17 protein-coding genes are annotated in these 16,423 nt (G+C 47.8%); 11 read left to right on the forward strand and 6 right to left on the reverse strand.

The features are described 5' to 3' along the window. The first annotated feature begins 569 nt into the window (after nucleotides 1-569). Nucleotides 570-941 (forward strand): DoxX family protein, encoded by a 372-nt coding sequence (locus FCL45_RS05905; protein WP_136798815.1) that lies wholly within the window; start codon nucleotides 570-572, stop codon nucleotides 939-941. 156 nt (nucleotides 942-1,097) lie between these two features. Here the strand turns inward: FCL45_RS05905 and FCL45_RS05910 are convergent, their stop codons facing one another. The 6 genes from FCL45_RS05910 to FCL45_RS05940 form a co-directional block, all read right to left on the reverse strand. Then, nucleotides 1,098-1,283: a hypothetical protein gene (locus FCL45_RS05910; RefSeq protein WP_136798814.1), complete on the reverse strand. Its 186-nt coding sequence runs from the start codon at nucleotides 1,281-1,283 to the stop codon at nucleotides 1,098-1,100. Nucleotides 1,284-1,591: 308 nt separating this feature from the next. Beyond that, nucleotides 1,592-2,158, reverse strand: coding sequence for a dehydroquinate synthase/iron-containing alcohol dehydrogenase family protein (locus FCL45_RS25455; protein ID WP_136798813.1), 567 nt, complete (start codon nucleotides 2,156-2,158; stop codon nucleotides 1,592-1,594). Between the two features lie 23 nt (nucleotides 2,159-2,181). Continuing rightward, on the reverse strand, nucleotides 2,182-3,648 hold the full coding sequence (locus FCL45_RS05925) for a sulfotransferase (RefSeq protein WP_136798812.1): 1,467 nt from the start codon (nucleotides 3,646-3,648) through the stop codon (nucleotides 2,182-2,184). Then, nucleotides 3,645-3,851, reverse strand: coding sequence for a hypothetical protein (locus FCL45_RS05930; RefSeq protein WP_136798811.1), 207 nt, complete (start codon nucleotides 3,849-3,851; stop codon nucleotides 3,645-3,647). Before FCL45_RS05930 ends, FCL45_RS05925 begins: the two co-directional genes overlap by 4 nt. Then, nucleotides 3,842-5,131 carry an arylsulfotransferase family protein gene (locus tag FCL45_RS05935; RefSeq protein ID WP_167495844.1) on the reverse strand — a complete coding sequence of 430 codons (1,290 nt, stop codon included), beginning with the start codon at nucleotides 5,129-5,131 and terminating at the stop codon, nucleotides 3,842-3,844. The genes FCL45_RS05930 and FCL45_RS05935 overlap by 10 nt, the downstream gene beginning before the upstream one ends. A 476-nt stretch (nucleotides 5,132-5,607) precedes the next feature. After that, the gene (locus tag FCL45_RS05940; RefSeq protein WP_136798809.1) at nucleotides 5,608-6,177 is read right to left on the reverse strand and encodes a BPSL1445 family SYLF domain-containing lipoprotein; all 570 of its coding nucleotides are present in this window, start codon (nucleotides 6,175-6,177) and stop codon (nucleotides 5,608-5,610) included. Between the two features lie 503 nt (nucleotides 6,178-6,680). Between FCL45_RS05940 and FCL45_RS05945 the strand changes: the two genes are divergently transcribed. The 10 genes from FCL45_RS05945 (at nucleotide 6,681) to FCL45_RS05990 (ending at nucleotide 16,330) form a co-directional block, all read left to right on the forward strand. Beyond that, complete coding sequence (locus FCL45_RS05945; protein WP_217907680.1) at nucleotides 6,681-7,718, forward strand: TRAP transporter substrate-binding protein; 1,038 nt, start codon at nucleotides 6,681-6,683, stop codon at nucleotides 7,716-7,718. 110 nt (nucleotides 7,719-7,828) lie between these two features. Beyond that, nucleotides 7,829-8,335 (forward strand): TRAP transporter small permease, encoded by a 507-nt coding sequence (locus FCL45_RS05950; RefSeq protein ID WP_136798808.1) that lies wholly within the window; start codon nucleotides 7,829-7,831, stop codon nucleotides 8,333-8,335. Beyond that, on the forward strand, nucleotides 8,329-9,609 hold the full coding sequence (locus FCL45_RS05955; protein WP_228721445.1) for a TRAP transporter large permease: 1,281 nt from the start codon (nucleotides 8,329-8,331) through the stop codon (nucleotides 9,607-9,609). Before FCL45_RS05950 ends, FCL45_RS05955 begins: the two co-directional genes overlap by 7 nt. A gap of 33 nt (nucleotides 9,610-9,642) precedes the next feature. Next, complete coding sequence (locus FCL45_RS05960) at nucleotides 9,643-11,013, forward strand: FAD-binding oxidoreductase (protein ID WP_136798807.1); 1,371 nt, start codon at nucleotides 9,643-9,645, stop codon at nucleotides 11,011-11,013. Next, on the forward strand, nucleotides 11,013-12,305 hold the full coding sequence (locus FCL45_RS05965) for a (Fe-S)-binding protein (protein ID WP_136798806.1): 1,293 nt from the start codon (nucleotides 11,013-11,015) through the stop codon (nucleotides 12,303-12,305). Before FCL45_RS05960 ends, FCL45_RS05965 begins: the two co-directional genes overlap by 1 nt. A 58-nt stretch (nucleotides 12,306-12,363) precedes the next feature. Then, a complete protein-coding gene (locus tag FCL45_RS05970) occupies nucleotides 12,364-12,936 on the forward strand; it encodes a helix-turn-helix domain-containing protein (protein WP_136798805.1) in 573 nt (190 codons plus the stop codon). A gap of 1,062 nt (nucleotides 12,937-13,998) precedes the next feature. After that, complete coding sequence (locus FCL45_RS05975) at nucleotides 13,999-14,199, forward strand: cold-shock protein (RefSeq protein ID WP_136798804.1); 201 nt, start codon at nucleotides 13,999-14,001, stop codon at nucleotides 14,197-14,199. A 207-nt stretch (nucleotides 14,200-14,406) separates the two neighbouring features. Then, nucleotides 14,407-15,180 carry a DUF1538 domain-containing protein gene (locus tag FCL45_RS05980; protein ID WP_136798803.1) on the forward strand — a complete coding sequence of 258 codons (774 nt, stop codon included), beginning with the start codon at nucleotides 14,407-14,409 and terminating at the stop codon, nucleotides 15,178-15,180. Between the two features lie 11 nt (nucleotides 15,181-15,191). After that, complete coding sequence (locus tag FCL45_RS05985; protein ID WP_167495847.1) at nucleotides 15,192-15,992, forward strand: DUF1538 domain-containing protein; 801 nt, start codon at nucleotides 15,192-15,194, stop codon at nucleotides 15,990-15,992. After that, nucleotides 15,989-16,330 (forward strand): P-II family nitrogen regulator, encoded by a 342-nt coding sequence (locus tag FCL45_RS05990; RefSeq protein WP_136798801.1) that lies wholly within the window; start codon nucleotides 15,989-15,991, stop codon nucleotides 16,328-16,330. Before FCL45_RS05985 ends, FCL45_RS05990 begins: the two co-directional genes overlap by 4 nt. The last annotated feature ends 93 nt before the right edge of the window (nucleotides 16,331-16,423 follow it).

The raw sequence follows: 16,423 nt of genomic DNA on the forward strand, positions 1-16,423 counted from the left end.
GTTAACGGTGAATGCAGATGTGAAAATAAAACCTATCAAACAAAAGGTGCATTGCGCAAGCGATATTATCAGTAGTTTTGAATTAAAAAAGCCATGATTTCAGCGGAGTCTTTTATAATCAATGCTGGGTGAGCGGAACCTGTCGATTGGCTTGAGGTGGAAAAGAAGGCTGGGTGTGCCAGCCTTCCTGAACAGAACCCCTGGGGGCGGTTGGAGGATTGTTTTCGCTTGATTTGTGCTGGACTGACGGTATTGTGTGGTACATAGCAGAATTTTCGTTATCCCAGCGAGCATGAGTTACTGATTCTGCAGATGTTAAACATCATATCCAGTCTCAATTTCAGGTGAAGCAATGCTTGAGAAGATGGCAACTGCTTCCGCTTTGAAACGGATTGGACACCAATCTGCCAAAATGAAGGTGTCGTAGTTCATTGTCTGGTTTTTAATGACTTTTAATCGAAAATTAGCCGCAATGGTCATGATTGGTGAGAAAAGACACTATGAAAAATGTGTAGCTGAAATTTTCTGAATGCTAAAGAGAATAGCACGAGATATGGACAAATAATATAATGGAAACATTGAAAATAATTATGTACGTGGCAAGGCAGCTTGTTATCCCCTTTTTGTTGGCAGCGTTCTTTATTGCAGCCGGTTATGTCAAGTTGGATGGGGACCCGGGGATGGTTGCGAATTTTGAGCGTTGGGGCTATCCGGCATGGTCGATGTATCTGGTCGGGCTCATCGAAATCCTTGGTGCGGCACTGCTTGTGTTTGCCAGGGCACGCTTTTATGGAGCGCTGGTTATTGTTGTTACTATGACTGGTGCGTTATTGACGCATTGGCAGGCAGGTGAAATGGAAACAGCCAGCCCGGCAATGATACTCTGGGGTCTGGCAGCGATAGAATTGTGGCGTAATCAGAAGAAACGATTGAAAAGATAAGTCATACAGGCAGGCAATAGCAGGTCTGAAAAAGAATTGAAGGCATGGCATTTCAATTCAGGTTTTCACCATTTACGATACAGGGCAAATCGCTTGGTATTGAGAACCCGCTTGTACCGCCCTTCTATAAAATGCTTATGAGAAGGGCGGTATTGATCAGCTCAACTGTTCATACTCGTCCTTCGAGAAAGCTTTGCGAAGTAGATGAGTTACTTTGGCAGCAATGACTTCATCATGCAGATGATGAAATTTGCGATTCTGAAGATCGAGCTCCTCCAACGTGATGACATTGTTTGTGGTCCGGATCTCAAGGTGGTCTGATGCAGGCTGTGGGTAGCTCATCCGAGTCTCCTTTTTACACTCCATTTTTATGGAATTGCACACGCACTGAGTGATGTGCAACAAAAAGATACAGGGTGCGGCTATACCTTGAATAAGATGCTCGAATAATTGATAGCAGAGATGATGTCGCCTGTCAAATTGACAGAGTCCTTATGTTGCGACAGAAGTGGTTGCCGGGATTGACCTCTTGATCAATTGCAACCACCCCTGTTTTTGGGCCGGGAAGGCGAAGGATTACACCGAAGTCTGCATGATTGCCGATTGTAATTGTGCCATGCAGCTCCGTGTGATTTTATGAAATTTTCAGGTTAAAGTGCGGTCCGCAGTATCTCACGGCAAGTATCCAGACTCAGGTCCTGGGTCTCAGAGAGTAGTGCTGTCATGCCATGATTTTCAAGGGAAGTGACAATCCGCTCTATTCCATCTTCTCCGATATCGTAATCAGAAAGCAGTGTTTTAACGCTTAGTTGCTGGAAGAACTCTTCAGGCATGGTAATGGCGCTTTCAATGCGGGTGTCCTCATCGCCTTTGGTGATGCCCCGGATCCTCTTTCCATATTGGAGCAGTTTGCCGCGTTTACGGTCTTTCCGCACACGCCACACGGCAGGTTGAATGATAGCAAGTGATTTGGCGTGATCCAGTGCGGGACTCGGGTGAATGAGGTGGCCAGTGTGGTGGGCTATGAGAGTGCGGCGCAATTCAGCCGGGAGTTTAATCGTTATTTTGGCAACAGCCCCAGAGAATTTGCCAGGAGGGAGCTTGCCGGGATTGTTTAACGAGGGACTCTTATGAAACAGTTGGGTGTATAACCGAAGTTGAGAGTGGTTTTCTCGCTGAGAATGGATGGTGACCAGCTTGTTTTGCTTTGTTATCACTCAGCGTGCACGCAGGGGGCTGGTTAAAGAGCAGCCTGGGTAAGTTTCAGGTACACCGCTTGGGCTTGAGATACATTCTCAGGCTCTATGTCATAATCATGAGCGTAGCTTCGGGCAGGGAGTATTGACTTGGCAAATCTACCGAGTTTATCCGGGTCCAGATCAAGGAGTGCTGCAAGCTTGGTAAGCTGAGTATCCGGGGAGTTGCAAAGCGTGTCGTAGTTGAAAAATACTAGCTGGTGGGAGTGATCATCAAGAAGTTTTCTGTATGAAACGGTCCAGTAATGAAGCCAGAATTCGATGGAGTGAGCAGGCCTCTGAGCAGCCGCCGGGAATGTGCTGTCGATTTCAAATGGTTTGATGTTCTCCCCAAACTCATGGTGGCCTAACCAGGTCATGTACTTACGTGCAAAAGGAGTCTCCTTATGAATTTGACAAAAGTGCTGATGTTGTTTGAGTAGGGAACTGGCGTGATCGATTGGCTTCCGAAACGGTACCAGAATAACGCCATCGGGAAATGCTGCTGTGATTAATTCGATTCTTAGTAAATTATTATTGTTTTTGGCGAGATACCTCGTCCCTGTTTTTGTGCTTGAGGACGCGGCGAGAATGTTGTTTACATATTTTCTATATTTTTCTTCAAGCTCTTTGTCTCGACTCTGAAATGCTAACGAGTTTTTCTGAACATACTGTTCTTTGCTGAACGTAAGCCAGAATATCTCTTCAAACGCTTCAGGGCTATCAAAGTTTACCTCTAATCGATCGCCGTGGGCACGTTCTTTTTTCTCTCCGGTTTGATAATAGTTCTGAGAGATTTTTGGCCAGAGATAAGGCGCTGTAACGAATGGCATATTACGGTATGTGAGGGTCGAAAAGACTCCTGTACTGTACAACGCCTCAAGCAATATGGTGGTGCCACCTCTGGCCAGTCCGGAGACAAATACAGGGGGAGGAGATGGCTGATCTCTCTTGGGAATTACGGCACAATCCAGATCGAATGCCAGTTCCCGGACCACCTTATAATTCAAGCTAAGATGATGCAGAAAAGATGATGATCTTGAGTAGGCATCAAGCTTACTGTGCTTGGAGTCGGTGAATTTCGTTCTCAATATGGCGTAGAGGGTGCCTACCAGTAACGCCGAAATTTGAGTGTCGACTCTGAGGAAAGAGTTGAAGGATTGTGTGAGATCGGTTTTCAGAAGATATCCTGTGGCAAGATATGTGAGAGTAAAGACTGAGCAGCAGAGTAGCAGGAAAAAGCCAAGCAAGCAGGTTGATTGAAGTATCAGCCTGGCATAATGGGGAATGACCATCCCTTTCCTGTGATCACTTATTCTGCTGGAACGGATAACGGAAACAGATTTCGTAGAATGTTTACGCAGCTTGATCAGTTCAGCATTAAAGGGCAATGCCCTGAACGATTCGATGAAAACAATACAGGGGGCGATTACGACTGCTAGTAGTGTCGGCAGAGTCTCAAACGATATCATGATGCCGGTTTATCATTGGTCCGGATTTTTTTGTAGACCCTCTTGAGCGGGTACCAGAAGATGCCGAATATCGCCAGAACGATAGAGAAGATGACTCCTAAAATGACTCCGACTACACCCATGCCAAGCCCCGGGCCAATATAGGCGTGGGCGGTTTGGGGTAACATGATGAGAAGTAATGATAAAAGTAGAATTATCTGCATACGGGGAGCTCCTCGAAAAAGTTGGTGGGGAGAAACCTGGCTTCGGATACTTTAATAAACTGCTTTTTGCCTCCGTAATAATTCAGGAATTCAAAGACAATTTCTCCGTGCTCATCTACTTCAAACACCCAGCCCTGCTGTGGAGAGGTGACAAGGATGCCATTATTTTCCAGAAACTGGTGTTTGCCCTGGTGCCAGGTGTAAAAATTATACTTTTCACCGTCAACCAGGGTTTTATGTTTGTAGCTGACCGGGTCGATCTCCATGATGCTCGAAAAACCACGGTGCATATTGTTGTTGAAAATGGAGATAGTGCCTTTACTGTTCCAGTCGGGATCATGTTGTCGGCGTGCCAACCCCTGTCGCCACCATTTCACCTCAAGTGTGTCAGGGTTTATGATGAAGATGAGGTCCGGAGAGCGCAAACTGACCAACAGGTCACCTGGTTCGAACCCTGGGTATTGTTCTATCCATTTTTCAGGCAGGGGTTCGATATCATTGGGATGCCAGCGATCAGGCACCCACTTGGAACCATCTCTACTGTCTTGCTGTAAGATACTAAAAATATCGATGCTTGGATTGGCCTCCATTATTTCCTGTAAAGGAAAGGTTCTGATAACTTCGCCAGAATCGTAGTCGACCTTAGTCAGGTTCATCCCATAACCTTTATCTATTCCAGGGATTCCCCACGCCCAGACGGAGTTATCGTTATCCAGGGCGACGGAGTGGTGAAAGTTTCCTTTCAACCGCCAGACTTCGTTGCTGCAGTAGTCATAACGGGTAAGCGAAGTTCCAGAGTCGTATGCAACCACGATGGAGCCGTCGCGGCCAATCTCTATGCCGTGCGGGAACACGTTATTATCGGGTCTGTGCTTCCATGAGACATTTTCCTGACTGATATTCCACATATGGCTGACTTTACCTTGATTGTTCAGCAATATGGCACCATGAAATGATTTTTCCATGTCAAAAGCACCATATATCAGGCGGTATCCTTCGGGTGCCTGTGGGGAGAGGTATATGAGGGGTTTTGATCTACGGGATTTTGTCGGAATATCAGTCAGCGAAGTGTATTTTCCTGAAAATAGATCACCCCTGTCTGAGTTTATGATGTGGCGTTCCGGTTTGAAGTTCAGGTCGTTTTTCACCTTTTCCACCAAGGTTTTTGTTTCCTCCTTGTCGCCGGTGATGAACTTTTCAATCTCTGCTATGAGTGGATAAGGCCATTTTTTTGTCGCGTAAACATAAACACCAATGGAGAAGGCTGATAGTATAGCCAACCAACTGCAAGAAATGATGAAGATCAATTTACCTGGACCGGATTTGGATTTCATGGCTGTATGTGACTAGGGTTATGGGAAATGCTTGTACTCGACTTGGCAAAAAATGATTTCAGGGTGGTGCAATTGGATTAAATCCTAACTCATAAAAGGACCTAAAACAAGAAGTTCCGGATATGGGTGTTGAATAGTTAATGGCTATGTGACCAATTCGAATTATTTAAAATATCTGTATTAGAGGGGCTTTTGTAGAATTGGCAGGAAATTTTCAAAAACTCAGACGAAGTCAGATACGAAATTTTGACTGCAATGTATGGTTAGCGATTTTTACAGACAAAACACTTGAGAAGATTCCACTGCATTGAAGAGGCTTGGTATGCGAACTTGAGGAGGTTGGGTTTTGAGAGTTGAACGATTTGCCGGGAAAAGAGAACCGGAGCAGCCATATGGCTGCTCCGGTTTGTAAGACTGATTTTTTAACGGCGGATTTTGCTGAACTTGGAGCCTTCCACAGTAAGGTTGTACATCAATCCCTTGTTGTTGAATACAAAACCTATGATCGGGTCCTGAACTTTGGTAGTGCTGAGGTTCTTTGCCGCACCCCATTCCACCAGGGCGACAGAACCATCAACTCCCGCTTCCCAACCGTCGCTGGCACGAAACTTATGTAGTGCGTAATCATCCATAAACACCATAATGATGGTTTTAGCCTGGGCACCAAGCTGGAAGCCTATCGAGGCGCTGGCTGTGTTGTAATAATCGACGGTTTTGCCACCAACAAGCAGTGCTCCTTCACCATACTCGCCACCAACGACAAAGCCGCCCTTGAGCACGCTCGGGAACACGAGTACTCCCCTGGCGCTGTTCAGGAATTGCTGTCCTCCGCTGACGTTCAGGGTAAAACTTTTGAGAGCCGCATCAACCTCAATATCGATTTGACGGGCTGATTTAGCCTGGGCAAAAGTTGAAAACGAAAGAAATGTCAGCGCGATGAGAGCCAGGAGCGCAAAACGTGATTTGGGTTCGACTGCTTTTATACTCTTCATGTTCAAATCTCTATTGAGTTGGTCCATTACGACATCTCATATGGTCACGGAGATGGTATGTAATATACGAAAATCTAAAACATTTCAAACTGCATTAATATAGTAGGCAAGGCCGCTATGGCAATGTTTTAGGCTAAAAAAAAATCAAATTCTCGTGATAACATATTGTTAGAAGTCTGTTGCGGGGAGGGGTATCTGCAATTTGCCATTGGGGATAAACGTGTCAAAATGTTTCCATCTGGGCAACACCTCGTTGGTGGGAAAATCCGAAAGTGAATAACTGGCAATTTGACTGCAGGCAAAACTTATAAAATTAGTTTATCGGGTGCTGATGGTGAATTAATTTCTGATTGTTGCTTGAAATCAAGTTGACAAAGAGAGAACTCAAGGTAAGATCGGCCTGAAAGAGATGTGGCTGGAGTGGAATTTTCCCTGACAGGAAGATGCTCTTCAGACTGAATTATGGCAACAAGTCGGAAACGCAAATTATCAGGGGATCTGCAATGAAGAATAGAGTGATGACAAACGTCAGAAAACTGGCGTGTGGAGTAATTGGCCTGGCACTGGTGTCCGGTGTTGCGGTATCTGCCCAGGCGAGTGTGAAGTTTGGACATGTGGCACCACCATTCCATGGTATGTCCAAAGGTATCGATGATTTTGCTGCCTATGTGAAGGAAAAAACTGAAGGCCGTATCGATATTCAGACATTTCCGGCCGGACAGCTTGGTGGCGAGCGATCAATGGCTGAACAGGTGCAGAGCGGTACATTGCAGATCGCCTCAATAACCACCGCAGTTCTTCAGAATTTTGTGCCCCAGGCTGCTATCATGGACATGCCGTTTATCTTCCCGAACAGGGCAACGGCTTACGCCACCCTGGATGACCAGGAAGTGCAGGAAAAAATCTTTTCCTATTTCCCCAAGAAAGGTTTTGTCGGCATCGGTTGGACCGAAAACGAGATTCGTGATTTTGGCAACAGCAAGCGACCTGTCCGAACCCCGGAAGATGTAAAAGGTCTGAAAGTCAGGGTGATGAATTCACCTGTTTTCCTCGACACCTTCAAGGCACTCGGTGCTTCTCCGGTTGGAATTCCTTTTCCTGAGACCTATAACGCTCTTCAGGCAGGTGTGATCGATGCCCAGGAAAACCCCGTTCTGACAATGGTCCTGGTTAAATTCACTGAGGTTACCAAATATGTGACCATGACCCAGCACAGTGTTACCGAGTGTGCCATCATTGTTGGTATCGACTACTGGGAATCTTTAAGTGATGCTGACAGACAGATCTTCAGGGAAGCTGCGAAAATTGCCACCGATACCAATCGCAAGGTCAATGCCGAGTTGCATAACAAACTGCCGAAGTCCGAGATCTCCATTGAGGAATATGCCAAAGCCAACGGGGTTGAGATTGTTCACCTGACCGATGCCGAACGCGAAAGTTTCAGGGAGGCTGTTCAGCCTGTGTGGGATAAATACCGCAAAAAATTTGGTGATGATCTGTTCGATTTCATGCTCGACAAAATCAATGAGCATAAGCAGTAATTACGAAACCGCAGTAAGTGTGAAAGATATCCAAAGCTGGCCGGTTGCTGTGAAAGTGACCGGCCAGCTTTATCTGTTTTCAGCATGAATCAAATCAGGTGGTATGTGTGATGATTGAGCGAGCAGTGCAATTGGTCGACAGGGTGGAGAAATTTACCCTGGTCTGGACCATTCTTGGCCTTGCCTTGGTCGGCTTTGTGGAAGTTTTTACCCGATACCTGTTGAACTATTCCTTCACCTGGTATGAAGAGGTCGGCCGTTATCTCGGCGTGTTTATAGCTTTTCTGGGTGGCTCAATTGGTGTGAAGAGCGGCAGTCATTTTGTGATGGATCTTTTTGTGACCAGAATCGCTTCTCCCTGGCAGCAATTTTTGCGAACCATTACCTCGTTGTTGTCCGGAACGTTTTTCTTTCTGGTGGCGTGGTACGCATGGAAGATGGTGACCAGACTGTACGGTTTTGAGACCACTTCTCCAACCTTGGAAATGCCGATGTATATAGCGTATCTGCCAATCCCTTTTTTCTCTGTGGTAATGGGGTTGCGTTTCTGCGGCCAGGGGTTTGGGCATCTGCGTAATGGCCTGAGAGTTGTGAGGGACGGAGGGGTGAAATGCTGATTGCTGCGGTTTGTATTATCTTTTTTGTATTGCTCTTCATGGGGGTTCCCATTGCGGTTATCCTCGGCGTCAGCACAGCCGTATGTCTGATGCTTTTTACCTGCACGCCTCTGCACATTGTTGCCCAGCAGCTTTTTAATGCGCTTGATAACTTTGTATTGCTAGCCATTCCGTTCTTTATCCTGGCGGGCTCGATAATGACTCGCGGCGGAATTGCCCGCCGACTGATTGAATTTGTCAATGCGCTGGTGGGCTGGTTTCCGGGTGGGCTTGGTATGGCAGGTATTCTGGCCTGTATCTTCTTTGCGGCCATCTCCGGTTCATCACCAGCCACAGTTGTTGCCATTGGCTCCATCATGATTCCGGCCCTCATTAAAGCTGGCTATGGTGAAAAATTCTCGCTTGGTCTGATTACCGTCTCCGGTTCGCTTGGTATCGTCATTCCGCCATCCATCCCGATGATCCTCTACTGCCTGGTGATGAACGTTTCCGTGGCAGAGATGTTTATGGCTGGCATATTACCCGGCCTTATGATCGGTGCGGCCCTCATGGCCTACACCTATGTTGTGGCCCGCCGCAATAACTGGCGTATTGAGAAAAAATGTTCTGTTGAAGAAATCATAACCACAGCCCGCCGGGGGGCCTGGGCCTTGATTCTGCCGGTGCTGGTGCTTGGTGGTATCTACTCAGGGCTTTTCACCCCCACCGAAGCTGCGGCGGTGAGCGTGGTTTATGCGCTCTTTGTCGAGATCTTTATCTATAAAGAGTTCAAAATCAGGGATATTACCAATGTCTGCCAGGAGGCTGCTGTGCTTTCAGCCTGTCTGCTGTTTATTCTTGCCTGCGCCATGACCTTTCTCTGGTTACTGACCGCAGAGCAGATACCCCAGCAGCTGGCTGATATTATCGTGCAGCATATCAACAGTCCCTGGATGTTCCTGCTCTGTGTGAACCTGCTTTTCCTTATTCTCGGCTGCTTCATGGATGATGTCAGCGCCATGCTCATTCTGGCACCGCTCTTTTATGAGACGCTGAACCGCTATGGTATCGATCTGGTGCATTTTGGTGTGGTGATGGTACTCAATATCCAGATGGGCATGTTGACGCCTCCGTTCGGGCTCAATCTTTTTGTTGCCTCAGGAATAACGGAACGACCGCTGATGACTGTTGCCAGAGGGGTCATGCCGTTTCTGGGCATTATGTTGTTTTGCCTGCTGCTGGTCACCTATATTCCATCGATCTCACTGCTGCTGCCGGAACTCCTTCTGCGCTGATGCTTTATTATCTGTTAACAGGACGAAGTTATTATGCTTGAACACGCCGTTAAATCAGAACTCATTGCTCTTTTAGGAGACAGGTTCAGCGATGAGCCTGAGATACTCACCTGCTATGCGTACGATTCCTTTTTAGAAGAGTCGATGCCGGATGCGGTGATTTTTCCAAAAACCACCGACGAAGTTGCAAAAATCATGGCGCTGGCGAACCGGGCCAAAGTGCCGGTTACCGCAAGAGGGGCCGGGACCAGCGTTTGCGGGGCACCCATTGCCGCTGAGCATGGCATTGTGCTCTGTTTTTCCAAGATGGATAAAATTATGGAGGTGAACACCGCTGACCGTTATGTGGTGGTTCAGCCGGGGGTGATCAATGGTGACCTGCAGAAGGTGCTGGCTCCTTCCGGTTTTTTCTTTCCACCCGACCCCGGCAGCATGAACTTCTCGACCATCGGCGGCAATGTGGCCTTGAATGCCGGTGGCCCACGCTGTCTGAAATACGGGGTTACCAAGGATTATGTGCTGGGCATGCAGGTGGTGCTCGCTTCCGGCAAAGTGGTACGTTTCGGCTCAAAGAATATCAAGGATGTAACCGGTTATAACTTCACTTCACTGTTCTGTGGCTCTGAAGGCACCCTGGGGATGGTGACCGAGGTGACCTTGAAAGTCATCGCCAGGCCTGAGACAACCCAGACCCTGCTGGTTACGTTCGCAGATCTCGACTCAACCGCGAGAGCGGTGTCAGACATCATTGGTTCCGGTATCCTGCCGGTATCCATGGAGTTACTGGACAAGATGACCATTAATGCCATTGAGGATGCGGTTCAGATGGGGCTGCCGAGAGAAGCTGGCGGAACACTCCTGATTGAAGTCGATGGTAGTCGTGAAGCATGTGATCGCGAGCGGAGCCAGATCGTCCACAAAGTGAAAGAGCACAATGTCATGGCGGTGGAGGAGGCTGAGGATGAAGCGGATCGCAACAGGCTGTGGGCAGCCAGAAGAGCAGCCTATGGAGTATTTGCCAAGATCGCTCCTGATATTCTCTCAGAAGATGTTACCGTGCCGGTGAGCAAGGTCCCGGAGATGATTCGCCGCATTTATCAGATAACTGAAAAGTATAACCTCAAAGCGGGCGTTTTGGCCCATGCCGGTGACGGCAACATGCATCCGCTTATTTGCGCCGATCGCAAGAATAAGGAGGAGTGGAAGTTGGTGAAAAAGGCTTTTCGAGAGATCTTTGTGGCCGGAGCCGAGCTCGAGGGCACTCTCTCAGGTGAGCATGGTATCGGTCTTGCCAAGGCGGAGTTCCTGCCCCTGGTGATGGACCAGGAGTCCAGGGACTTCATGGCATGTATCAAAAAGGCCGTAGATCCCAATAATATTTTGAATCCCGGGAAGTTTGTCTAATGCGTGAGTCGTCTGGAAATTGTGGTAAATGCGGTATCTGTCTTTCTGTATGTCCTGTTTACAAGGTCCTCAAGGAGGAGCAGGCCTCACCCCGAGCCAGGGTTCAGCTGATCAGGGCTTATGGGGAAAAACGACTGGCTTCAACACCTCTATTGAAGGAGTTGATAGCAAAATGTCTGATGTGCGGCAGCTGTGCTGCCAACTGTCCTTCAGGGGTTGATCATTACAGCTCATTCATGGAGATGCGGTCTCGCCTGATTGACGATCATGGAGATCGGCTGGAGATCCGCGGCCTGGTCTACCTGCTCGCGAGGGAGCGCCGCCTGCGAATGGCAATGGGGATGGCGCGAATGGGGCAGGGAGTGCTGCCTGATCGGGTTGCAGCCCGATTCAAGTTGGGCAATATTGCAGTTGACCGCTTTCCCAGGCTGAACAGCAGACAGTTCAGGAAGACTGTGCCCGAAGAAATCGCTCCGGCGAAGGAGGCGGGACAGGAACGGGGTACAGTGCTCTACTTTACAGGCTGCGCCTCCAATTACATTTATGGCGAGACCGGTGAGGCTGTAGTTGGGCTTCTTACCCGTTTGGGGTACAGGGTAATTATTCCCAGGGAGCAGAGCTGCTGTTCGGTACCTATGCTTTATCACGGGGGTGTTGATGAGGCGCTGACCAATATTGAACAGAATATTAAGTCGTTTCATCGACCCGATATTAAGGCGATAATTGTGGATTGCCCCACCTGTGGCTCGGCGTTAAAGCATGAATTTGCAGCGATGATGGAGCGTTTTGACCGGGGAGAGTTGATGCGGCAAAAGGCATTGGACATAGCCGAAAAAACGCTCGATATTATGTCGTTTGTGTACAGCCATCTGTCAGAGATGCGATTCTCCCGTGATTCATCCACCCCTATTCCTGAAGGTCCGGTGAGTTATCATCTCCCCTGTCACCTGAAAAATTCCTTTGTCTCAGCTGAGCGGGTGTTAAACAATATTGCCGAGGTGGATTATGTGGCTGCAGAAGATACGAGCGAGTGTTGCGGTGGAGGTGGTACCTTCTTCTATGAGTACCCTGAAGTCGCGGGAAAAATAGCCGGCAGCAAGATCGACAACATCCGCCGGACAGGGGCGAAAACCTGGCTCACGGATTGTCCGGTATGTCGTATCAATCTCTCGGCGAGGCTCGATTCGGCAGATGATATCACCATGATGCATCCTGCTAAATATCTGCAGCAAAAGCTGGTGGATGTAATCCGTGAAGAAGATGGAGACTGTGACAGCTGCAACGGGCTTTAACCTGATTTTGTTAAATGCAAAAATATAGGGGAAACCGGGATCCGGGGCTTTAGAAATCATGGATGAACGAATAATAGCGACCAATATAAAAAGGATCAGGACAGCCAGGAATATAACCCTGCAGGAGCTTGCAGACCGGACCGGTCTCACCAAAGGCTACCTGTCCAAGGTTGAACGATCGGAGAAGGCACCCCCCTACTCGACACTCAGCAAGATTGCCGGCGCGCTTGGCTTTGAGACCACCGATATCTTAAAAGAAGAGATTGGATTACCGCAGGATCAACCTCTTTTCTTTGCGAAGAAAGCTGACGGTAAAATTATCCGAGAGAGTCGTCATTACGTAGGCTACGATTATGAAATTCTTGCTTCGGGAAAGCCGGGTAAGAATATGGAACCATTTATAATATATGCGCCTGATGAGTTCACCTCGATGTTTCAGCACGAGGGGGAGGAATTCATTTATGTGCTGGAGGGGCGTATGGAGTTCCGGTATGGTGAGGAGACCATTTTTATGGAAGCCGGAGATCATGTCTATTTTGATTCCTGTACCCCCCATGCCGGTCGAAGTGTCGGTGAGCAGAGGGCAAAACTTATGGTAGTTATTTACTTTTATAAGCGCAACAGGCAGTAGGATTTCATGCATTGGCTCTATTGGCGGGAGCAATCACAGTAGGGCTCAAGACCATCAGCGGCAATGTCCGGAAAAAATATCAGCAGGTAACTGTTGGATAATTTTTCTTAAATGGTATAAAGGTTGAGTGGCTGACCAGATGTGATGTTTTTCTCTTGTACAAAAGCAGACAATTGCCTATATTCAGTCATTGCAGAAAAAAGTAGTACCATTTTCTACGTTGCAGTCAAACTTACACATTTTCATAAGGTGTGTTGCTGAGAATTGTAACAAGGAAAAGCTTTACCAAAAAACTTTACAGGGTATCAGGATATTGCACCATTTCCCGGTTGTACAGATTTTCCCAAGCCGACTTGAACAGAAATTTTACGCTCATTTCAGTCGTGTTCTCATCTTGTGGCAGGCGATACCAGCCGGCCAATCTCTTAATGCAGTCATAGCGGATAGTCTCTAATCTGACCGGTGTGATCGTATGTTGACCTTTCCCAACGAGATAAAGCGATTAATGATAGTTGTACAGTTAACCGGAGGGAGTTTTTTCGGTTTTTTGGTACGACAATTCTTTATTGCCTCTAATGTTGTCAGCCACACATGCCGGCAGGCGGAAGAAACGACTGCCACGAGATCCTGGAACTATACCAACCAATTGCTTAATTGTTGTTTTTCCTCGAAGTTATCAGTAAACACTTTTACAGGAAAGACTACAGAGCATCCGGGTACACGCAGCCGCTGCTTACCGAAAGGAAATACAGGGAAAAGAATAGAAACTTTCAGAAGATTATTTTTACTATCTTCAGAAAGAATAAAATATTTTCGGCAAGACGGAGGAATCACTCAACCTTGCTGAACAGAGACGGCAAAGGCAGAAATGCTCTGCAAAGAGTTCGTTTTTGCCACGCAGGATCAGTGTCGCCCGGTTATCCTGGTAGCCTTTTCCTGTACCGTATACCGTTCATTTCAGTCGATTGATATCGGCGGTAAAAGACGGTGTAGTATAATGGTTCTGAGGAGGAACCGAAGAAGAACAGTGCACTTTGAGCACGATCAACTAGGAGTAGTAAAATGGCAGAAGGTACAGTTAAGTGGTTTAACGATTCTAAAGGTTTTGGTTTTATCGAGCAGGATGGTGGTGCGGATGTTTTCGTACATCACTCCTCTATTCAGTCTGATGGCTTCAGATCTCTCCAGGAAGGCGAGAGAGTGAGCTTCGAGATTGTTGATGGAGCTAAAGGACCGGCTGCGTCCAACGTCGTTAAGCTCTAATGAGCCGATAGCTTATTGCTTATCGAACCCCGCCCTTGTGGCGGGGTTTTTTTTTGTCCAAAATTGGCGGGATGAGTTTGCCGGTTTTACGGACACTCCTCTGGTCCGGTAGCAAAACAGATTTGCATATTGGAAGGTGTCGGCTATAATCACCCGAAATTATATTTTAAATTCGAAGTATTTACCCGTGAGTTGAGTGAGCCAGTAATGAGTAAGCAGAGGTTGAAGATATTCTATCGTTCAAAGACCCTCATCTACATTTTAGAGCGGTTGCGACAGGCTGTGATAGACCTGCTGCCGATCATAATGGTGATAGCATTTTTCCAGATAGTGGTGATCCGCCAGCCATTACCACAACTTGGCGAGATGCTGGTTGGGCTGGTAATGGTTATTCTTGGTCTCAGCATGTTTATCCAGGGGCTTGAGATCGCATTATTCCCAATTGGCGAGTCTATGGCCCAGGCGCTCACCAGGAAGGGAAGTCTGACCTGGCTGCTTTTATTCGCGTTTGCCCTGGGGTTTTCCACCACGGTCGCGGAACCCGCACTGATCGCCATATCCAAAGAAGCTGCAAAGATTGCGGTGGAGGGTGGTCTGCTTGAAAATTCGCCTGAAATTATGGCTCGCTATAGTATTGGGCTCAGGCTTACTGTGGCGTTTTCCGTCGGGTTCGCAATTCTTATCGGTGTACTGAGAATCCTGCTCAACTGGCCGATTCACCTCATGATTATCGGCGGTTACGTGCTGATTATGCTGATCACTATTGTCGCTCCGGAAGAGATAATCGGCATCGCTTATGATGCAGGAGGCGTGACCACCTCGACCATCACTGTACCCCTGGTAACAGCCCTCGGCGTTGGTCTGGCAACGGTTATCCGTGGCAGAAGCCCACTGCTGGACGGTTTTGGGCTGATAGCCTTTGCCTCCCTTTTACCTATGATGTTTGTCATGATCTACGGTGTAATCGTCTTTGGTGTCTGAGGTTAATTATGATTGAACTTATCACTGATTTCAGTAAAGTCCTCCTCCTCACCTGTCGGGATTTGCTACCAATCGTCCTGCTCTTTGCCTTTTTCCAGCTGGTGGTCATCAAACAGAGTATCCCTAACCTGACGCGAATTCTGGTTGGCAGTCTCTATGTGCTGTTCGGTCTGACCTTTTTTTTGACCGGTCTGGAGGATGCCCTGTTTCCGCTCGGCAAGATCATGGCAGCCCAGCTCACCGACCCGGAATTTTTAAAAAATGGCGCGGATGCTGTTGATTTGACTGATTGGAAGGTATATGGCTGGATCTATCTTTTTGCCGCTGCCATCGGTTTCGCTACGACAGTGGCAGAACCTTCTCTGATTGCGGTTGCCTACAAGGCGAAGGAGGTGTCCGGTGGTGCCGTCAGCGAGTGGGGGCTGAGAATCACCGTGGCAATCGGGGTGGCATTCGGTATCAGCCTGGGGACCTTTCGAATCATCACCGGCACTCCGCTTTATCTTTACATAATGGCTGGCTATCTGGTGGTAATCGTACAAACCTTTTTTGCACCGAAGACTTTGATTCCGCTCGCCTATGATTCCGGCGGCGTGACCACTTCCACAGTGACTGTCCCCATAGTGGCCGCACTTGGACTCGGTCTTGCAGCCTCTGTTCCCGGCAGGTCACCGGCAGTTGATGGTTTCGGCCTTATCGCTTTTGCCAGCCTTTTCCCAATAATAACAGTGCTTGCTTATGGGCAAATAGCTCAATATAAACAGGGGCGCAACCTAAGAGTTACCGATACCAAAATGAAGGAGAACACATGAAATTCAAGATAATTCTGGCATCGGTCAAGACCACATTGACCGATAATATTGTTGATGCGGCTAAAGCCTCAGGGGCAACGGGGGCGACAATCATCCCGGCCAGGGGAACAGGCATCCGTGAGGCGAAAACCTTTTTCGGTTTAAGCCTGGAAGCGCAGACTGATATTATTATGTTTCTGTTGGAAGAGCACCTTGTTGAGAAAATTCTCGAGACCATCGGCAGGGTTGGTGAGTTTGAAAAACCGGGCACCGGAATCGCATTTGTCATGCCTGTGGACAATGTGATTGGCCTCAATTCCCAGATGGAGAGTTTTAAGAAATACGCCGGCGAGAAATAAAAAACCGGTGTTATCCGATATCAGCTGGATAATCACCGGTTCCAATCCGTATTTCTGCTACACAATGCGGGTAATGTGAAAGAGCGGTTTTGA

The organism is Desulfosediminicola ganghwensis, assembly GCF_005116675.2.
In the GTDB taxonomy this organism is placed as follows: Bacteria; Desulfobacterota; Desulfobulbia; order Desulfobulbales; family Desulfocapsaceae; genus Desulfopila; species Desulfopila ganghwensis.

Excerpts from the sequence above, each read along its gene's own strand:
- FCL45_RS05905 (WP_136798815.1), top strand. The coding sequence starts at position 570 with ATGGAAACATTGAAAATAATTATGTACGTGGCAAGGCAGCTTGTTATC.
- FCL45_RS05910 (WP_136798814.1), bottom strand. The coding sequence starts at position 1,283 with ATGAGCTACCCACAGCCTGCATCAGACCACCTTGAGATCCGGACCACA.
- FCL45_RS05925 (WP_136798812.1), bottom strand. The coding sequence starts at position 3,648 with ATGATATCGTTTGAGACTCTGCCGACACTACTAGCAGTCGTAATCGCC.
- FCL45_RS05930 (WP_136798811.1), bottom strand. The coding sequence starts at position 3,851 with ATGCAGATAATTCTACTTTTATCATTACTTCTCATCATGTTACCCCAA.
- FCL45_RS05940 (WP_136798809.1), bottom strand. The coding sequence starts at position 6,177 with ATGAAGAGTATAAAAGCAGTCGAACCCAAATCACGTTTTGCGCTCCTG.
- FCL45_RS05945 (WP_217907680.1), top strand. The coding sequence starts at position 6,681 with ATGAAGAATAGAGTGATGACAAACGTCAGAAAACTGGCGTGTGGAGTA.
- FCL45_RS05950 (WP_136798808.1), top strand. The coding sequence starts at position 7,829 with ATGATTGAGCGAGCAGTGCAATTGGTCGACAGGGTGGAGAAATTTACC.
- FCL45_RS05955 (WP_228721445.1), top strand. The coding sequence starts at position 8,329 with ATGCTGATTGCTGCGGTTTGTATTATCTTTTTTGTATTGCTCTTCATG.
- FCL45_RS05960 (WP_136798807.1), top strand. The coding sequence starts at position 9,643 with ATGCTTGAACACGCCGTTAAATCAGAACTCATTGCTCTTTTAGGAGAC.
- FCL45_RS05965 (WP_136798806.1), top strand. The coding sequence starts at position 11,013 with ATGCGTGAGTCGTCTGGAAATTGTGGTAAATGCGGTATCTGTCTTTCT.
- FCL45_RS05970 (WP_136798805.1), top strand. The coding sequence starts at position 12,364 with ATGGATGAACGAATAATAGCGACCAATATAAAAAGGATCAGGACAGCC.
- FCL45_RS05975 (WP_136798804.1), top strand. The coding sequence starts at position 13,999 with ATGGCAGAAGGTACAGTTAAGTGGTTTAACGATTCTAAAGGTTTTGGT.
- FCL45_RS05980 (WP_136798803.1), top strand. The coding sequence starts at position 14,407 with ATGAGTAAGCAGAGGTTGAAGATATTCTATCGTTCAAAGACCCTCATC.
- FCL45_RS05990 (WP_136798801.1), top strand. The coding sequence starts at position 15,989 with ATGAAATTCAAGATAATTCTGGCATCGGTCAAGACCACATTGACCGAT.